Here is a 17,244-nt window from a genome sequence, read left to right as displayed (position 1 = left end):
TTTACTCTTCAGAATCTTCTTCCAGCTCGTCCCACATTGCACTAATAGCATCGCGGGTTAGCGGTGCCATGGTGCGCCAGAAAGGCGTAGTTGCATGGGCCTCCACTTTGCCAAGGAACGCACCACACCAGGGTAACAGATACTCACTGAACAGTGTTTCCAGTGCTTCGCTCTCATCTTCCGTTGACTGATCTTCCAGCCAGGAAGCCGCGAGCAGCAATGTACCGATGTGATCGGCTGGCGTATCCGCTAATGGCATCCCTCGTTCAGAAAGAAAAGCGCGCACTTCCGCTTCCGTCGCGCCCTCAACCCATGCGCTACGATATGGCGGCACAGCACATTCATCGCCGATAAACAACGCATTGTAATCGGCAGAGACTTGCGCCATATCACAGCTTTTCTGCAAACGTGTCAGCAACTCATCCTGCTCCAGTGGCCAGTTCGCAGCCAGTTTCCCCTCACGAATCAGGGTAAACAGCGGCACCAGTAAAGGATCTTGTGGTTGGCGGTAATAGAGCGAACCCAGCACACGACAGAGGATAGAAAACTCGTTCATTAATATATTTCCATTACTAGTAATTAAAGGTCTGCAAATTCCGCAATCGGTGCCATACCGCGAGATTCAAGGAAGTTCAGTAAGCGGCGCGGAGAAACATTCAAAATGCGCTCTGGCGGAAAATCTACCGCGTCGAGGATTTTAAGACACTCTTCAAATTCACCCATGGTAAACGCGGTGTGAGAATCCGAACCTAATGCCACCCAACCTCCAGCGTCACGTACCGCTGCGGCTACCGCACGACAGTTGTCTTCACTGCCCTTACGTGAGTGTAAAAATGAGGAATTATTGATTTCCAGCGCCACCTGATGTTTCGCAGCTGCTTCAGCAACGGCTTTAACATCTATTTCATATTTCGGATTTCCGGGATGGCTTATTATATGCACATTGCCGCTGGCGATAGTGGCGATCATCGCTTGCGTATTAGTCGCTTTGTCATGCGGCGCAAACACCGGCTCATGAAAACCGGCAATAATCAGATCCAGCGAATCAAACATTTTGCCACTGCAGTCAATTTCACCGTCAACATTTTTAATGTTAGCTTCGATGCCGCGCAGGATCCCAACCCCATCAACCACTCGCGGCCAGATACGCATGTTAATGAAGTGCCAGTGATGCGGCGCATCTTCCATATCCGGGCCATGATCGGTGATCGCAAAAAGTTTAATGCCCTTTTGTTTGGCCTGGGCAATGTAATCACTCAATGTGCTATATGCATGCGTGCTGGCAACGGTATGCATATGAAGGTCGACGGGATACATAACTCTCTCCTGTATTCAATTCCCGCCAAGGATAGCAGGAAACCTGATGCTTTATTAGTAGCCGCGTGCGCGGTCGACTTGCCCGCAGACCCTCTCCCCTTTTTCGAGCTGGGCAATGGTGCGAGAAATGTACTCCACAGCTTCAGCGGGACGGGTAATTGCGGCGACATGTGGTGTTATCGCCACGCGTGGATGTTGCCAGAGCGGACTTTCCGGCGGTAAGGGTTCGCGATTAAAAACATCCAGCATTGCACCTTTAACTTTGCCGCTATCCAGCGCCGCGAGCAGGTCATCTTCCACGACATGAACACCACGCGCCAGGTTGAGGAGATACGCGCCATCCGGTAATTTTTCGATTAATTGTTGATTAATAATGCCGACGGTTTCAGGGGTATTCGGTAACAAATTAATCAATACCCGGCATTGGCTCAGAAATGCAGAAAGTTCTTCCCGTCCGGCAAAGCTTTGCACGCCAGGCCACGATTTACGGGTTCGACTCCAGCAACGCAGCGGAAAGCGCCAGGTTTGCAGACTCTGTGCAACTTTACTGCCCAGTACGCCTGCGCCCAAAATGCCGATGGTAAAATCTTCCCGATGATATTCAGGCAGCGGTTGCCAATGCGAACTATTTTGCTGGATGCGATAATCGTCAAAACGTCGAAACCAATGCAGCACCTGACTGACAGAATATTCCTGCATTTGCTCGCCCATACCGGTATCTTCCAGGCGAAAAAGTGGAACGGAAGGCTTCAGCATTTCAGGGTGTGCCTGTAGCTTGCTCAAAATAGAATCAACACCGGCCCCGAGTGTGAACACCGCTTTAAGATCGCGCCCTGCCAGCATTTCAACAGGAGGATGCCAGACTAAAGCATAATCAGCAGAGTCATTATCTCCGCTTTTCCATGCTCTGACTCTTGCCTGAGGAATAGCTTTGCGCAGTGCCTCAATCCACCATTGGGTATCGAACGTTGGGTGATAAAAGATGATATCCATACTGACTCCCGAAAAGCGTTGCGCGAAATTTATTCGCACTTATCGTTATGATCTACAAAGGCCATCAGCATAACAAATCCGTGGTCGGTGGCAAAAAAAGCAGATTTCGCTTATTAAAACTGCATATTGATTGAAGTTTGAATAAACGCGCGATTTTTTAAAAAAGTTTGTTGACCTCAGGTCATGATTTCCCTAAATTAGCGCCCGTTCCAGCAAGACAGGAACGACAATTTGGTGAGGTGTCCGAGTGGCTGAAGGAGCACGCCTGGAAAGTGTGTATACGGCAACGTATCGGGGGTTCGAATCCCCCCCTCACCGCCATCTTTAAAGAAGAGCTCGTACGAAAGTACGGGCTTTTTTTTCGTATATTGCACACACCGGGGGGATGAGAAGCCCCGACCGGGGTACTTAGTTAATGCAACGGTTCACCCTTTGTCGCCGCGGCTAATGGGCGAATTTTGTCACGGGTATCCCAGACCGGAGGGATTTCATCCAATTTAGTGACAGAAGCTCGTACAAAAGGCCCCCGTGCAATAGTCATAATCGTATTCAACCAACGGTCACGAATAATGCGATCTGCCCTTTCATGACTCGGATCATCCAGCTCAATAACACAGACTATTTTGTTGTTCTTCTTTGAAACCAGAACATAATCCATTGCCATTCCATTATAAATTGCAAAGAAACGCTTTCTTTCTTCTTCGCTAAACTCGGGTTGTTCTGGAAAGTTGATCAAGCGCCCCAGAGAGACCTGGCAATGGATATGACAATAATGTCCAAACCATTTCTCCAGATTATCAAAATAGATTTTTTCACAACGCGTAATTAACCACTCTTTTCCTTCCAATAAAATACCTTCGGCAACCATTCCATGAAATAACTCATCTCGTTCTTGCCAACGAGAGTCACGATAGGTTTTCTGCGGTGTATAGCTCCTTGTCGACGCCTTAGCAGCAGGGGAAGTTGCAGAGGAAGGGACTGGTTGCGATTTAGTGATGATTACCGATGAGGCAACTTTTCGTAGTGTCAATTTTCTGGCAACAGCAAAACCGGCGACAAATGCAATTGTCAAACAAGTTACAAAAACCATAAAGCTCATAATTAATCTTCACCTATCCATGTTGATTATATTTCATTACTAACGCTACTCGCTGTAGCGAGTTACATGCCAACAATTCAACGATCTATATATAGTTAGTATCATGTTTTGATTATTACAACCATACCTATTTTGCCATTGCGGCTTGCCGTCCACAAAAAATAACAACACACAATATTAGCCAAAAAATTAATTAAAATTAACCTTATATTTTTAATATTATCCCTAAAAAATAAAATCAGGAGAATATATTCGGTGTTAATCAGTCAGTCAAATTTTGGCCCATTGTTGATTAAACCTCATACGCAAAATTGGCACCAGACCTCCTGTACAGGTTGAATGGCTGAAAAAAGATAGGCAAAAAACTCTCCGCGCTGGCGGCATTACACTGGTCGGGTGCTATGACGAAAAATGCCTGGTAAGAGTATCTAAACCAGAATTCATTTCAGCTTATCAACACGCTCAAAGTCGCCCCCCTGAACGTTAACCTGAAGTGAAAGTCTTTGCTGTTAATGAAATAAAACAAAGCCCGGTTCGCCCGGGCTCTGCACCAATAATACACTTAACTGTATGCATGTAGCGTACGTTGGCAAAGTGCCGAACGTACGCAATCCTCTTTACCGAATCGGACGATCCCGACCATTTCATCTTCTTCGAAACGTTCCAGCGCGTCACTTAATCCGGATCGCACGCCGCGAGGCAAATCGCATTGCGTGATATCACCGTTGACGATAACCGTCACGTTCTCCCCGAGGCGGGTTAAAAACATTTTCATTTGCGCGGCAGTCACATTCTGCGCCTCGTCAAGAATGACGACTGCATTTTCAAAGGTACGTCCACGCATATAGGCGAACGGCGCAATTTCCACCTTCCCTATTTCCGGTCGCAGGCAGTACTGCATAAAAGAAGCCCCTAAGCGCCGGACCAGCACGTCGTAGACCGGACGAAAATAGGGAGCAAACTTTTCTGCGATATCTCCAGGTAAGAAGCCAAGATCTTCATCGGCTTGCAGAACTGGACGGGTGACGATAATCCTGTCGACATCCTTATGTATCAGGGCCTCTGCCGCTTTTGCTGCGCTGATCCAGGTTTTTCCGCACCCGGCTTCGCCCGTGGCGAATATCAGCTGCTTACTCTCAATAGCCTTCAGATAGTGCAATTGCGCTTCATTTCGCGCGAGGATGGGCGAGGTATCGCGACTGTCGCGGGCCATACCAATGGCTTCTACGCCGCTCATCTGCACAAGCGAGGTGACCGATTCTTCTTCACGCTGCTTATGGCTGCGCGAATCCCGTCTCAGCACACGTTTTGCCTCGCGACGAGCTTTGATCACTGCTTTTTGTCTTCCCATGGAGAGCACCTTGAGTTGTTTGTATTCATCACACGCGCCGTTGGCAGCGCGATTATGCGCACGAACATCAGAGGGTTGGCTTCCTTGTAAGCCATAGTTTGCTTTTGGATAAAATGCCGAAAAACGGCTACGCGCACCGTTTACGGCGTCGGTAACACATGAAAAGAAAGGATGAGGTTGAAAATACAAAGTGACGAGATGACTACCGGAGGAGAAATCTCCGCGAGTGGTGGCGCGCTGATTATCTAAAACATGTCCAGTACAGGACGTTACCATCCGCGATCTCCATAGTGACTGACTATCACTGCCGGGAACTTCCGCTGCTACTTAATAAGTACAACAGATCTCGCATTCATTGCAACAATATATTCACTTATATTTAACGATAAACACCCATTTCGGTGACATTAGTTTCTACTGGAAAGATGACAGAGTGATGACAGAGATGAAAAAAGCTGTGTGCTTTCAGCAGGATTCGCAGTACTGGTAAAAGCTTGCCGGATGCGGCGTGAACGCCTTACCCGACCTACAAGTGATTAATAATTTGTGCACCAAACTCATGCCCGATAAACCTGCGCATCGGGCATATTTGCGTCGTTCAAACCTGTAATAGCGCCCTTCCCAGATAATCGTTCGTGTCCTTCACCCCCGGCAGCGCAAAAAAATAACCGCCGCCGATAGGTTTAACGTATTCCTCCAGCGCTTCGCCATTGAGCCTTTTTTGTACTGTCAGGAAGCCTTTTTCCAGATCGTGTTGGTAACAGACAAACAGTAGCCCCATATCCAGTTGTCCGGAGTTGGTGACGCCCAACGAATAACTGTAGCCACGACGCAGCATCAGGCTGGACTCACTCTCTGGCGTGCGGGGATTCGCCAGCCGGATATGGCTGTCCAGCGCAATCACCTTCCCCTCCGGATCGCTGGCGTAATCGGGAACATCATGCTCATGCTGCATTCCCAGCGGCGCACCGGTTTGTTTGTCGCGACCAAAAATCGTCTGCTGTTCTTTCAGTGGCGTTCTGTCCCAAAACTCCACCCGAAACTGAATCAACCGCACCGCCTGGTAGCTGCCGCCGATTGTCCACGCAGGCTCCTGCTGATCTGCCGTCATCCACACCACTTGTTGCATCAACTTATCATTCTGGCTATCGGGATTGGCAGTGCCGTCTTTGAAACCCAGCAAATTTATCGGCGTCTCTTTGCCTTTACTACGCGCCGCGTGATCGGAAATAAACCCTTCCCGCTTCCAGCGCACACTGAGCAAATCCGGCGTGTGTTTGATGATATCGCGCAGCGCATGGATCACCGTATCCTGGGTGTTGGCGCAAATTTGTAGCAACACATCACCATGACATAACGCCGCATCCAGCGAGTCATTAGGGAAACGCGTCATCTTCTGCAACTTTTTTGGCATCTGTGGCGCAAGGCCAAAGCGCTCATCAAACAATGAGTGACCCACCGATAACGTGATGGTGAGATTATCGGGCGCAATGTAGCCGCCAAGAATGCCGGAATCGAGTGGTGGCAGGCGCGGATTTGGCGTTTCTGGTGCCGCTCCGCCCTGAGTCAGAAAAGCAAAACGCTGAGTCAACAAGCGAAACAACCGTTCAAGATCGGCTTTATCGCTGGCAAGCACATCAAACGCCACCAGCATCATTGCAGCCTGTTGTGGTGTCAGGATCCCTGCCTGATGCTCACCATAAAACGGCTGTTTCTCATTGCGTGCATACGGTGAAAGCGTACCCGGCGCACTTTGCGTTTTTTGTGCATGAGCGACCGGACAACTTCCCGCCAGCGCCAGTGCACCAATCCCTTTCAGTAAACGTCGGCGTGACGGTTCATTCACGCCGTTTTCATCTTTATACTGCATAACGTTTAATCCAGTCCCAGCACACCGCGAAGTTGCGCCAGATCTTCCGCCAGCGCAGTAATCGGTCCTTTCAGTGCATTCCGGTCGGCATCGGTCAATTTGTCGTAGGTTTCAAAACCGTCTTTAGTACGGTATTTCGCCAGAATGGTATCGACCTTTTTAAAGTTGGCATCGACTTTTGCCAACAGTTCCGGGTTGGCTTTTTGCAGTTGTGGACGCAGTAGATCGACAATTTTCTGCGAGCCTTCAACGTTAGCCTGGAAATCCCACAGATCGGTGTGGCTGTAGCGATCTTCTTCACCGCTGATTTTGCTGGCTGCCACTTCCTCAATCAGTCCGGCTGCACCGCCGACCACTTTTGAAGGTGGGAAAGCCAGTTCACTGATGCGTTTTTGCAAATCGACCACATCGGTATAAAGCTGGTCAGCGTACTTATCCATCCCTTTGGTGGTGTTGTCGCCAAACAATGCTTTTTCCAGACGGTGGAAACCGGTGAATTTCGGATCGGCGGCTTTTTGCTCGTAATCATCTTCACGGGCGTCAATGCTGCCATCCAGATCGGAGAACAATTCAGCAATCGGTTCAATGCGCTCATAGTGCTGGCGCGTCGGTGCATACAGTGCTTTCGCTTTTTCGATATCGCCTGCTTTAATCGCGTCGGTAAAGGCTTTGGTGTCGGTCACCAGCTGTGTGGTTTCCGCCATGACATACGCTTTATATGCAGTAATTGCACCACCAAGACTTAACAGCGCATCACTTTGCGCCGCATCCGCCGTTGCCTCACCTTTGACAATCAACTTCCCTTTCGGGTTAGTCAGCAGACCGCAGGTCATATCGTATTCGCCAGGCTGTAAATTCGCCGTCATTTTCTGGCTAAAGCCAGGGGCGATATTTTCTCGCTCTTCCACCACCATCACGCCTTTGAGGATCTCCCACTCCAGCGCCTTCTGGCTGTGGTTCTGAATAATGAACTGTGTTTTCCCGGCGTTAACCGTAATGGTCATCGGTTCGCACTGCTTATCCGTCACGGTCACTTTGACCTGCGGCACATCAGCGGCGTTAGCCATAAAAGCAGAAGAAAACAGCGCAGCCACGCTCAACTGCAATGCGTTACGGCGGAAGTTAATGGTCATGACGAGACTATCCCTTTAAAGTATGTTGTAACTAAGCAAGAGTTTGCGTCGTATTTGCTACGCGGAGCGAGACGCTGTCGCCCCTGCGCGTGGTGGCAGGGCAAATGCCACCAGCGCCGGGATGAGATAAATAAACCAGACGGCGACTTCGCTGACACTTGGCGCTTCCTGATAGCCAAAAATCCCTTCCATCAGCGTGCCAAACAGCGAGTGAGTTGACAGCACCGCGCTCATATCGAAGGCGATTTCCTGAAAGTGGTTCCACAATCCGGCTTCATGAAATGCGCGAATAGCACCAGCTGCCAGCCCTGCGGCGACGAAGAGAATAAACAGGCTGGTCCATTTAAAAAATGCACCAAGATTGAGGCGAATACCGCCCCAGTAGAGCAGGAAGCCGAGCACCACGGCTGTAGCAAGACCGAGCATTGCACCCAGCGGCGGCCAGATCCCGACATCTTGTTGAAATGCCGCCAGCAGGAAAAAGACCGACTCCAGCCCTTCCCTTGCAACGGCAAAAAAGACCATCATCACCAGCGCCCAGCCATGATGATTTCCACGCTGCAATGCGCTATCGACTGCCTGTTCCAGTTGCACTTTGACGTTGCGCGACACTTTGCGCATCCAGAAAACCATCCAGGTAAGGATCACCACGGCGATCACCGCCACGATACCTTCAAACAGTTCCTGTTCTTTTTGCGGAAATTCGCCGGTGGTTTCGTTAATGAAGATACCCAAGCCCAGGCACAACGCAGCGGCAAACAGCACGCCAATCCACATCACACCAATCCATCGGCCTCGCTGGGTACGCTTAAGATAGCTGGCAATCAAACTGACAATCAGCGCGGCTTCAAGTCCTTCGCGCAACATAATGAGAAACGGAACAAACATGCCACCCACCCTTAAACGTTTTTCTGAGTCAATCTATGCAAAGAAAAGTAAATCGCAGTGATAGCGATTATCATTACGGTAAAGAAAAATACAAGCGGAATGTTTATAAAATGATGTTGGAATGTAAAAACGAGGAGATCAAATCAGGAGATAAAAGCGATTATTTTAAGGTATTTAGCTGACTTTTCGCCCGGCAGATGAAGCTTGCACGAATGTTGGTGGCGACAAACTCGCTGCAGCGTGCCCCGAAGGGTTGAATTTTCATTTTGTGGTTTCACAAAAGAACGTTGTTTTTTGCTTATTAATAGATAGTGATAAGGTTGTGAATAAAATTATACCTCATCTCCTCATCGAATTTTTCGCCCCAACCTAAACAGGAGAAAACGTGTATTTAAGCCTGGAATGAGCGATTTTTGATAGTGCGTAATTAACCCCAAAAACTATAATCCTCCTTATTATATTTCCAGTGATATCATTTTATGGCTAATGCTATATACAATTCTACATCACGATAAAACGAAGCAGGATGCGAATTAAAAAAGTCACATAGAATAAAAATAGAAATCTTAACCAAAAGTAAGAGATTCTCGTGAAAATCAATCATCAAACACACTAACACATAAAAATCAATAAGCTGATAATTAATCAAAGCTTTTTACTCACGATTTTTTACTATATTATTACAACCCCACTAGTATTGAATACAGAAAGAGAAGGAATAAGATGAGACGCCACTGTTTTCAGATGAACCCTGTAATTAGGGTCGAGCATATAATCCATCTATTTCTCGGTCGATGAATTTGAAAATCTTACGCGTTAATTTTCCCTCTGGCCAAGGGCTAACATCGAATTAACAACAAGGCTCACGAATAATTGTAACTACGTACTTTATGAAACACAGGAAGAAATTATTATTTACCGCGATGATTCAAGGCGTAAAAAAAATAACAATCTTCATGAAACTCACCCCGATGGCAGCATTGTAAATTCGCCAATAACTGGCATTCCTCCTGCTTTTTACGGGTGCTTTCGTAGTTACACCATTAACACCAGAATGAGCGGATTGATTACTACATCAAGAACGCATCCGAAGTGTACATCCTGGTGCGCAGACTGAATCGCCCGGAGCCATGCGGATGGCTACGACTTAATACGAATCATTAACCCTGTAAGGATACGGAGAGCATGACATGAGACCAATATCCAACCTCAATACGAGCGCAGCAACCTATATTCCACCGCAGCAACTCCCGAGTAGTTGTCTGGAAACTTTGTCGCTTCTGGTGCAGATGAATAATTATATCAAAAGGGATGCGGACTACAGCACGGGCATGGCTGTTACTCCACTGGTTCCTGAAGAGGTTCACTTGCTGGCTGTTGCGATGACAACCGAACTACATCGACATCAGTTTCAACCGGTGGTAAATGCAAATGATCTGCAACTTCCTGAACCGTTCACCTTCGATGTTGCCGGTTTCACCATCACCTTCACGAAGACGCAAGAGCATGACAACACGGGCACTCTCGTGAAAATTGCAGTCAGTAAGAACGGTGTATGCACCAGCACAAATATTGCTCTTGAGCTGTTTCACTCCATCGTCACAACACTGATGTCACGCAGTCAGTATGGAACATTTGATCTCTGGTCCGTACGGCCAATACTCACGGATGAAAGTCAAAACAGGGTGCATGAAGCAGCTCGCTACTCCCCGGCCCAACAATACGGAGGAGAAGAAACACACATTACCAACAACGGCATGCGAGAATTTGGAAATATGTCCCCGCTGGCGTGGCGTAACGATGGGGAATTACAGCAATCGTGTAATACAAGCAACTTCCCACCAAATAATGCAAATGACGACATAAACAACACCAGGCAGACCACCGAGGACCAGCCAGAGGCGGACGAGCCACAGCAATATGTTAAATTGACTGTCGACGACATGCGAAAATGGGCGGCGATGGACCAGCAGGCGCGAAACGATCTAGGGGGAGTTCAAGGATGGTGTACGCACAATCATTTTAATATCAAAAATGCCAGGAATTACCTGACCGATCACGGCCTGAACTACGCGGGAGAGGTAAAGGTAAACGGGCCGCATGAATATGCCAAATTCACCCTTGAACATATCCGCCAGTGGGCAGCCTTAGACAAGCATGTGCGAAAACCGGTTGGTTATTTAGAAAAGTGGTGTAAGAAAAGAAACCTCTCGCGGACTACTGCCAGGAACTACCTGAAGAACGACGGGCTTACCGCCCTGGGTGAGTTGAAGCTGAAAGGGCCGCAGAAATGTGTCTCTTTCACCTTCGGGGACATCGTGCAATGGGCGAATATGAGCCAGGAGGATCGTGACCGCGCAGGGGGAGCCCACAAGTGGAGTAAAGGACGCGGCTTCCAGTGGTCTACTTCCAGATCCTACCTGAAATTGAGCGGATTGACGGTACAAGGCGCGAAAAAACTGGCGTGGCTGAACAAGAGCGGGAATATGTCGAATCCACACTATCTCGCCCAACCTACCAGCCGCAGGACATAAGCTGAAGGTACCGATAGCGGCAATTTTGTTCATCTGAGCCAGGTGGCAAATAGCAATTGCCCCCGAACACTCCCTGCCAGGCAATTTATACGGCATGGCAGGGAACATTCGGATTAAAAAGCAAAAGATAAATTATTGCTCTTCAGCTTACCCTTCCTGCAACCGTGACGGCGGAGCCGAATGATAGTGCGCATCGGCCTCGGCAAAGCGTTTTTGCATCGCCGCTGACGGCGCTTTACCCAGCAAACTAAACACTACAATCCCGATACTGCCGAAGATGAAGCCCGGAATAATTTCGTACAGTCCCAGCCAGCCGAACTGCTTCCAGACGATAACCGTCAGCGCACCGATGATCATCCCCGCCAGCGCACCGTTGCGCGTCATGCGTGACCACATCACCGAGAACAGCACCACCGGACCAAACGCCGCGCCAAAGCCTGCCCACGCGTAGCTCACTAAGCCAAGCACGCGGTTTTCCGGGTTCGCCGCCAGCGCAATCGCCACCAGCGCCACCACCAGCACCATCACACGCCCTACCCACACCAGCTCTTTCTGGCTGGCATGTTTACGCAGAAACGCTTTGTATAAATCTTCGGTAATCGCACTGGAACATACCAGCAGCTGGCAACTTAACGTTGACATTACCGCCGCCAGAATCGCCGACAGCAGAATCCCGGCAATCCACGGGTTAAACAGAATTTGCGCCAGTTCGATAAACACGCGTTCAGCGTTCTGGTTTACCGCACCTGCTACCGCCGGGTGCTCATTAAAGTAAGCAATACCAAAGAAGCCGACAGCCACCGCCCCTGCCAGGCAGAGGATCATCCAGGTCATACTGATACGACGCGCATGGACAATGCTGTGGTGAGAATCCGCCGCCATAAAACGCGCCAGGATGTGCGGCTGCCCGAAGTAACCCAGTCCCCAGCCCATCAGCGAGATAATGGCAACAAAGTTCAGCCCTTTGAGCATATCCACGTTTTCGATGCTCTTTTGTTTGATTACTTCCAGCGAGTCACCAAAGCCACCGACACTGATAATGACGATAACCGGCGTCAGGATCAGGGCAAAAATCATCAGGCTGGCCTGTACAGTGTCAGTCCAGCTCACCGCGAGGAAACCGCCAATAAAGGTGTAAAGGATCGTCGCCGCAGCGCCCGCCCACAGAGCCGTTTCGTAGCTCATGCCAAAGGTACTTTCAAACAGACGCGCGCCTGCCACGATGCCCGAAGCGCAATAAATGGTGAAGAACAGCAAAATCACCAGCGCGGAGATAATGCGCAAAATACGGCTTTTATCTTCAAAGCGCCCGGTGAAATAATCCGGCAATGTCAAGGCGTTATTGTTGTATTCGGTATGCACACGCAACCGCCCGGCCACCAGCTTCCAGTTAATCCACGCGCCTAATGTCAGGCCAATGGCGATCCAGCTTTCGGAAATCCCGGAAAGAAAAACAGCGCCCGGCAACCCCATTAACAGCCAGCCGCTCATATCCGATGCACCCGCCGATAATGCCGTCACGAATGGCCCAAGGCTACGACCGCCCAGAATATAGTCGTCGAAGTTTTTCGTTGATCGCCAGGCGATAAACCCAATCAATATCATGCCAAAGATATAGACACAAAATGTCACCAACATCGGTGTGCTAATAGCCATCTAAAGTCTCCAAAAAATTATTATCGGCAATGTCGAAACTTGCCGTTATATCTGCCACCGGAACGGGGTAACAGAGTTTATGTTTTACCAGGGCGCCCGTATCCTGCCGGAAGCGCTGGTTATTCACAATCGATTTAACACACCATTTACATTAAATTTTAGTGCTCAGCGACACTATTTTTCATCAGGTTGCACTCTCTCACATTTTTTGCGGTTGCACCTTTCAAAAATGTTAACTGCCGCAGAGAAAAAGTCTGAGTTATTTTTTTAATCCCTGTCATATCGATTTCTTTTATTAACATTTCATTCATTTTTAAGCTTGCTACGCAGGTCACATTTAACATGGTTGCACAAAGTTGCAACATCATGGATATTTCACGATAACGTTAAGTTGCACCTTTCAGAACAACAGGAGTAATGGCATGGGAACCACCACCATGGGGGTTAAGCTGGACGACGCGACGCGTGAGCGTATTAAGTCTGCCGCGACACGTATCGATCGCACACCACACTGGTTAATTAAGCAGGCGATTTTTTCTTATCTCGAACAACTGGAAAACAGCGATACTCTTCCGGAGCTACCTGCGCTGCTTTCTGGCGCTGCCAATGAGAGCGATGAAGCACCGACTCCGGCAGAGGAACCACACCAGCCTTTCCTCGACTTTGCCGAGCAAATTTTGCCCCAGTCGGTTTCCCGCGCCGCGATCACCGCTGCCTATCGCCGCCCGGAAACCGAAGCGGTTTCGATGCTGCTGGAACAAGCCCGCCTGCCGCAGCCAGTTGCTGAACAGGCGCATAAACTGGCATATCAACTGGCCGATAAACTGCGTAATCAAAAAAATGCCAGTGGTCGCGCAGGTATGGTCCAGGGGTTATTGCAGGAGTTTTCGCTGTCATCGCAGGAAGGCGTGGCGCTGATGTGTCTGGCAGAAGCGTTGTTGCGTATTCCCGACAAAGCCACCCGTGATGCGTTAATTCGCGACAAAATCAGCAACGGTAACTGGCAGTCACACATTGGTCGTAGCCCGTCCCTGTTTGTTAATGCCGCCACCTGGGGGCTGCTGTTTACCGGCAAACTGGTTTCCACCCATAACGAAGCCAGCCTCTCCCGCTCGCTGAACCGCATTATCGGTAAGAGCGGTGAACCGCTGATCCGCAAAGGTGTGGATATGGCGATGCGCCTGATGGGCGAGCAGTTCGTCACTGGCGAAACCATCGCGGAAGCGTTAGCCAATGCCCGCAAGCTGGAAGAGAAAGGTTTCCGTTACTCCTACGATATGCTGGGCGAAGCCGCGCTGACCGCCGCAGATGCACAGGCGTATATGGTTTCCTATCAGCAGGCGATTCACGCCATTGGTAAAGCGTCCAATGGTCGTGGCATCTATGACGGTCCGGGCATTTCAATCAAGCTGTCGGCGCTGCATCCGCGTTACAGCCGCGCCCAGTATGACCGGGTAATGGAAGAGCTTTACCCACGTCTGAAATCACTCACCCTGCTGGCGCGTCAGTACGATATTGGTATTAACATCGATGCCGAAGAGGCCGATCGTCTGGAGATCTCCCTCGATCTGCTGGAAAAACTCTGTTTCGAGCCGGAACTGGCAGGCTGGAACGGCATCGGTTTTGTTATTCAGGCTTATCAAAAACGCTGCCCACTGGTGATTGATTACCTGATTGATCTCGCCACCCGCAGCCGTCGCCGTCTGATGATTCGCCTGGTGAAAGGCGCGTACTGGGATAGTGAAATCAAGCGCGCGCAGATGGACGGCCTTGAAGGTTATCCGGTTTATACCCGCAAGGTGTATACCGACGTTTCATATCTCGCCTGTGCGAAAAAGCTGCTGGCGGTGCCGAATCTAATCTACCCGCAGTTCGCAACGCATAACGCCCATACGCTGGCGGCAATTTATCAACTGGCGGGTCAGAACTACTACCCGGGTCAGTACGAGTTCCAGTGCCTGCACGGTATGGGCGAGCCACTGTATGAGCAGGTCACCGGGAAAGTTGCCGACGGCAAACTTAACCGTCCATGTCGTATTTATGCTCCTGTCGGTACCCATGAAACGCTGCTGGCGTATCTGGTGCGTCGCCTGCTGGAAAACGGTGCTAACACCTCGTTTGTTAACCGTATTGCTGACACCTCTTTGCCACTGGATGAACTGGTTGCCGATCCGGTCACTGCTGTAGAAAAACTGGCGCAACAGGAAGGTCAAACTGGATTACCACATCCGAAAATTCCCCTGCCGCGCGATCTTTACGGTCACGGGCGCGACAACTCGGCAGGGCTGGATCTCGCTAACGAACACCGTCTGGCATCGCTCTCTTCTGCCCTGCTCAATAGTGCACTGCAAAAATGGCAGGCCTTGCCAATGCTGGAACAATCGGTCGCGGCTGGTGAGATGTCGCCCGTTATTAACCCGGCAGAGCCGAAAGATATTGTGGGCTATGTGCGCGAAGCCACGCCGAGTGAAGTAGAACAGGCGCTGGAAAGTGCGGTTAATAACGCACCAATCTGGTTTGCCACGCCTCCGGCTGAACGCGCGGCAATTTTGCATCGCGCTGCCGTGCTGATGGAAAGCCAGATGCAGCAACTGATTGGTATTCTGGTGCGTGAAGCCGGAAAAACCTTCAGTAACGCCATTGCCGAAGTGCGCGAAGCGGTCGATTTTCTCCACTACTACGCCGGACAGGTGCGAGATGATTTCGCTAACGAAACCCACCGTCCATTAGGGCCTGTGGTATGTATCAGCCCGTGGAACTTCCCGCTGGCGATTTTCACCGGGCAGATCGCTGCCGCACTGGCGGCAGGTAACAGCGTACTGGCAAAACCGGCAGAACAAACGCCGCTGATTGCCGCGCAAGGGATCGCCATTTTGCTGGAAGCGGGTGTACCGCCAGGCGTGGTGCAATTGCTGCCAGGTCAGGGTGAAACCGTGGGCGCGCAACTGACGGGTGATGATCGCGTGCGCGGGGTGATGTTTACCGGTTCAACCGAAGTCGCTACGTTACTGCAACGCAATATCGCCAGCCGCCTGGACGCTCAGGGTCGCCCTATTCCGCTCATCGCTGAAACCGGCGGCATGAACGCGATGATTGTCGATTCTTCAGCACTGACCGAACAGGTCGTCGTGGATGTACTGGCCTCGGCGTTCGACAGTGCGGGTCAGCGTTGTTCGGCGCTGCGCGTGCTGTGCCTGCAAGATGAGATTGCCGACCACACATTGAAAATGCTGCGCGGCGCAATGGCCGAATGCCGGATGGGTAATCCTGGTCGCCTGACCACCGATATCGGTCCGGTGATTGATAGCGAAGCGAAAGCCAATATCGAGCGTCATATTCAGACCATGCGTAGCAAAGGCCGTCCGGTGTTCCAGGCGGTGCGGGAAAACAGCGAAGATGCCCGTGAATGGCAAAGCGGCACCTTTGTCGCCCCGACGCTGATCGAACTGGATGACTTTGCCGAATTGCAAAAAGAGGTCTTTGGTCCGGTGCTGCATGTGGTGCGTTACAACCGTAACCAGCTGCCGGAGCTGATCGAGCAGATTAACGCTTCCGGTTATGGCCTGACGCTTGGCGTTCATACGCGTATTGATGAAACCATCGCCCAGGTCACTGGCTCGGCGCATGTCGGTAACCTGTACGTTAACCGTAATATGGTGGGCGCAGTGGTGGGTGTGCAGCCGTTCGGCGGCGAAGGGTTGTCCGGTACCGGGCCGAAAGCAGGCGGTCCGCTCTATCTCTACCGTCTGCTGGCGAATCGCCCGGAAAGTGCACTGGCAGTGACGCTCGCGCGTCAGGATGCAGAGTATCCGGTCGATGTGCAGTTGAAAGCCGCATTGACTCAGCCGCTAAATGCACTGCGGGAATGGGCGGCAAACCGTCCAGAATTGCAGGCGTTATGTACGCAATATGGCGAGCTGGCGCAGGCAGGAACACAACGATTGCTGCCAGGGCCGACGGGTGAACGCAACACCTGGACGCTGCTGCCGCGTGAGCGCGTGTTGTGTATTGCGGATGATGAACAGGATGCGCTGACTCAGCTCGCCGCCGTGCTGGCGGTGGGCAGCCAGGTACTGTGGCCGGATGACACGCTGCATCGTCAGTTAGTGAAGGCATTGCCATCGGCAGTCAGCGAACGTATTCAACTGGCGAAAGCGGAAAATATAACCGCTCAACCCTTTGATGCGGTGATCTTCCACGGTGATTCGGATCAGCTTCGCGCATTGTGTGAAGCCGTTGCCGCGCGGGATGGCGCAATTGTTTCGGTGCAGGGTTTTGCCCGAGGCGAAAGCAATATCCTTCTGGAACGGCTGTATATCGAACGCTCGCTGAGTGTGAATACCGCTGCCGCTGGCGGTAACGCCAGTTTAATGACGATCGGTTAAACAGGTAGCCGGAGGATG

At 50.5% G+C, this 17,244-nt stretch carries 12 protein-coding genes and 1 tRNA gene; 3 read left to right on the top strand and 10 right to left on the bottom strand.

Annotated elements, in window-relative coordinates; all coding sequences use genetic code 11:
* Window position 1: 1 nt before the first annotated feature.
* Genes ycdY through ghrA form a run of 3 tightly spaced genes read right to left on the bottom strand, consistent with a single transcriptional unit; the run spans window position 2 to window position 2,310 of the window.
* On the bottom strand, window positions 2-556 hold the full coding sequence (gene ycdY, locus ACJHX3_RS05635) for a molecular chaperone YcdY (protein WP_001001909.1): 555 nt from the start codon (window positions 554-556) through the stop codon (window positions 2-4).
* A 23-nt stretch (window positions 557-579) separates the two neighbouring features.
* Window positions 580-1,317, bottom strand: a complete 738-nt coding sequence (gene ycdX / locus ACJHX3_RS05630) for a zinc-binding phosphatase (RefSeq protein ID WP_000283664.1) — start codon at window positions 1,315-1,317, stop codon at window positions 580-582.
* Between the two features lie 54 nt (window positions 1,318-1,371).
* A complete protein-coding gene (gene ghrA / locus ACJHX3_RS05625; protein WP_000351328.1) occupies window positions 1,372-2,310 on the bottom strand; it encodes a glyoxylate/hydroxypyruvate reductase GhrA in 939 nt (312 codons plus the stop codon).
* Window positions 2,311-2,543: 233 nt separating this feature from the next.
* Between ghrA and ACJHX3_RS05620 the strand changes: the two genes are divergently transcribed.
* Window positions 2,544-2,631: transfer RNA gene (locus tag ACJHX3_RS05620), tRNA-Ser, on the top strand.
* 91 nt (window positions 2,632-2,722) lie between these two features.
* Here the strand turns inward: ACJHX3_RS05620 and ACJHX3_RS05615 are convergent.
* From ACJHX3_RS05615 to efeU, 5 genes are all read right to left on the bottom strand, one after another.
* Entirely contained in the window at window positions 2,723-3,409 is a 687-nt protein-coding gene (locus tag ACJHX3_RS05615) for a DUF2726 domain-containing protein (RefSeq protein WP_094308555.1), read from the bottom strand.
* Window positions 3,410-3,971: 562 nt separating this feature from the next.
* Window positions 3,972-4,760, bottom strand: coding sequence for a phosphate starvation-inducible protein PhoH (gene phoH / locus ACJHX3_RS05610; protein ID WP_000533536.1), 789 nt, complete (start codon window positions 4,758-4,760; stop codon window positions 3,972-3,974).
* Window positions 4,761-5,358: 598 nt separating this feature from the next.
* Window positions 5,359-6,630 (bottom strand): iron uptake transporter deferrochelatase/peroxidase subunit, encoded by a 1,272-nt coding sequence (efeB, locus tag ACJHX3_RS05605; RefSeq protein WP_094322062.1) that lies wholly within the window; start codon window positions 6,628-6,630, stop codon window positions 5,359-5,361.
* 5 nt (window positions 6,631-6,635) lie between these two features.
* Window positions 6,636-7,763: an iron uptake system protein EfeO gene (gene efeO, locus ACJHX3_RS05600; RefSeq protein ID WP_000154395.1), complete on the bottom strand. Its 1,128-nt coding sequence runs from the start codon at window positions 7,761-7,763 to the stop codon at window positions 6,636-6,638.
* 57 nt (window positions 7,764-7,820) lie between these two features.
* On the bottom strand, window positions 7,821-8,651 hold the full coding sequence (efeU, locus tag ACJHX3_RS05595; RefSeq protein WP_000497935.1) for an iron uptake transporter permease EfeU: 831 nt from the start codon (window positions 8,649-8,651) through the stop codon (window positions 7,821-7,823).
* Window positions 8,652-9,841: 1,190 nt separating this feature from the next.
* Here efeU and ACJHX3_RS05590 point away from each other — a divergent pair.
* Window positions 9,842-11,185, top strand: a complete 1,344-nt coding sequence (locus ACJHX3_RS05590; protein ID WP_024041961.1) for a hypothetical protein — start codon at window positions 9,842-9,844, stop codon at window positions 11,183-11,185.
* Window positions 11,186-11,332: 147 nt separating this feature from the next.
* Here ACJHX3_RS05590 and putP read toward each other — a convergent pair whose 3' ends face one another.
* Entirely contained in the window at window positions 11,333-12,841 is a 1,509-nt protein-coding gene (gene putP, locus ACJHX3_RS05585) for a sodium/proline symporter PutP (protein WP_001018485.1), read from the bottom strand.
* Between the two features lie 158 nt (window positions 12,842-12,999).
* On the bottom strand, window positions 13,000-13,209 hold the full coding sequence (locus ACJHX3_RS05580; protein ID WP_000979516.1) for a hypothetical protein: 210 nt from the start codon (window positions 13,207-13,209) through the stop codon (window positions 13,000-13,002).
* Window positions 13,210-13,263: 54 nt separating this feature from the next.
* Between ACJHX3_RS05580 and putA the strand changes: the two genes are divergently transcribed.
* A complete protein-coding gene (putA, locus tag ACJHX3_RS05575; protein ID WP_094322063.1) occupies window positions 13,264-17,226 on the top strand; it encodes a trifunctional transcriptional regulator/proline dehydrogenase/L-glutamate gamma-semialdehyde dehydrogenase in 3,963 nt (1,320 codons plus the stop codon).
* Window positions 17,227-17,244: the final 18 nt, after the last annotated feature.

This window comes from Escherichia sp. WS1265, from assembly GCF_046487585.1.
GTDB classification, from domain to species: domain Bacteria; phylum Pseudomonadota; class Gammaproteobacteria; order Enterobacterales; family Enterobacteriaceae; genus Escherichia; species Escherichia coli.
Note: the sequence above shows the minus strand (reverse complement) of the source record. Positions and strands in the feature narration are given on the sequence as shown.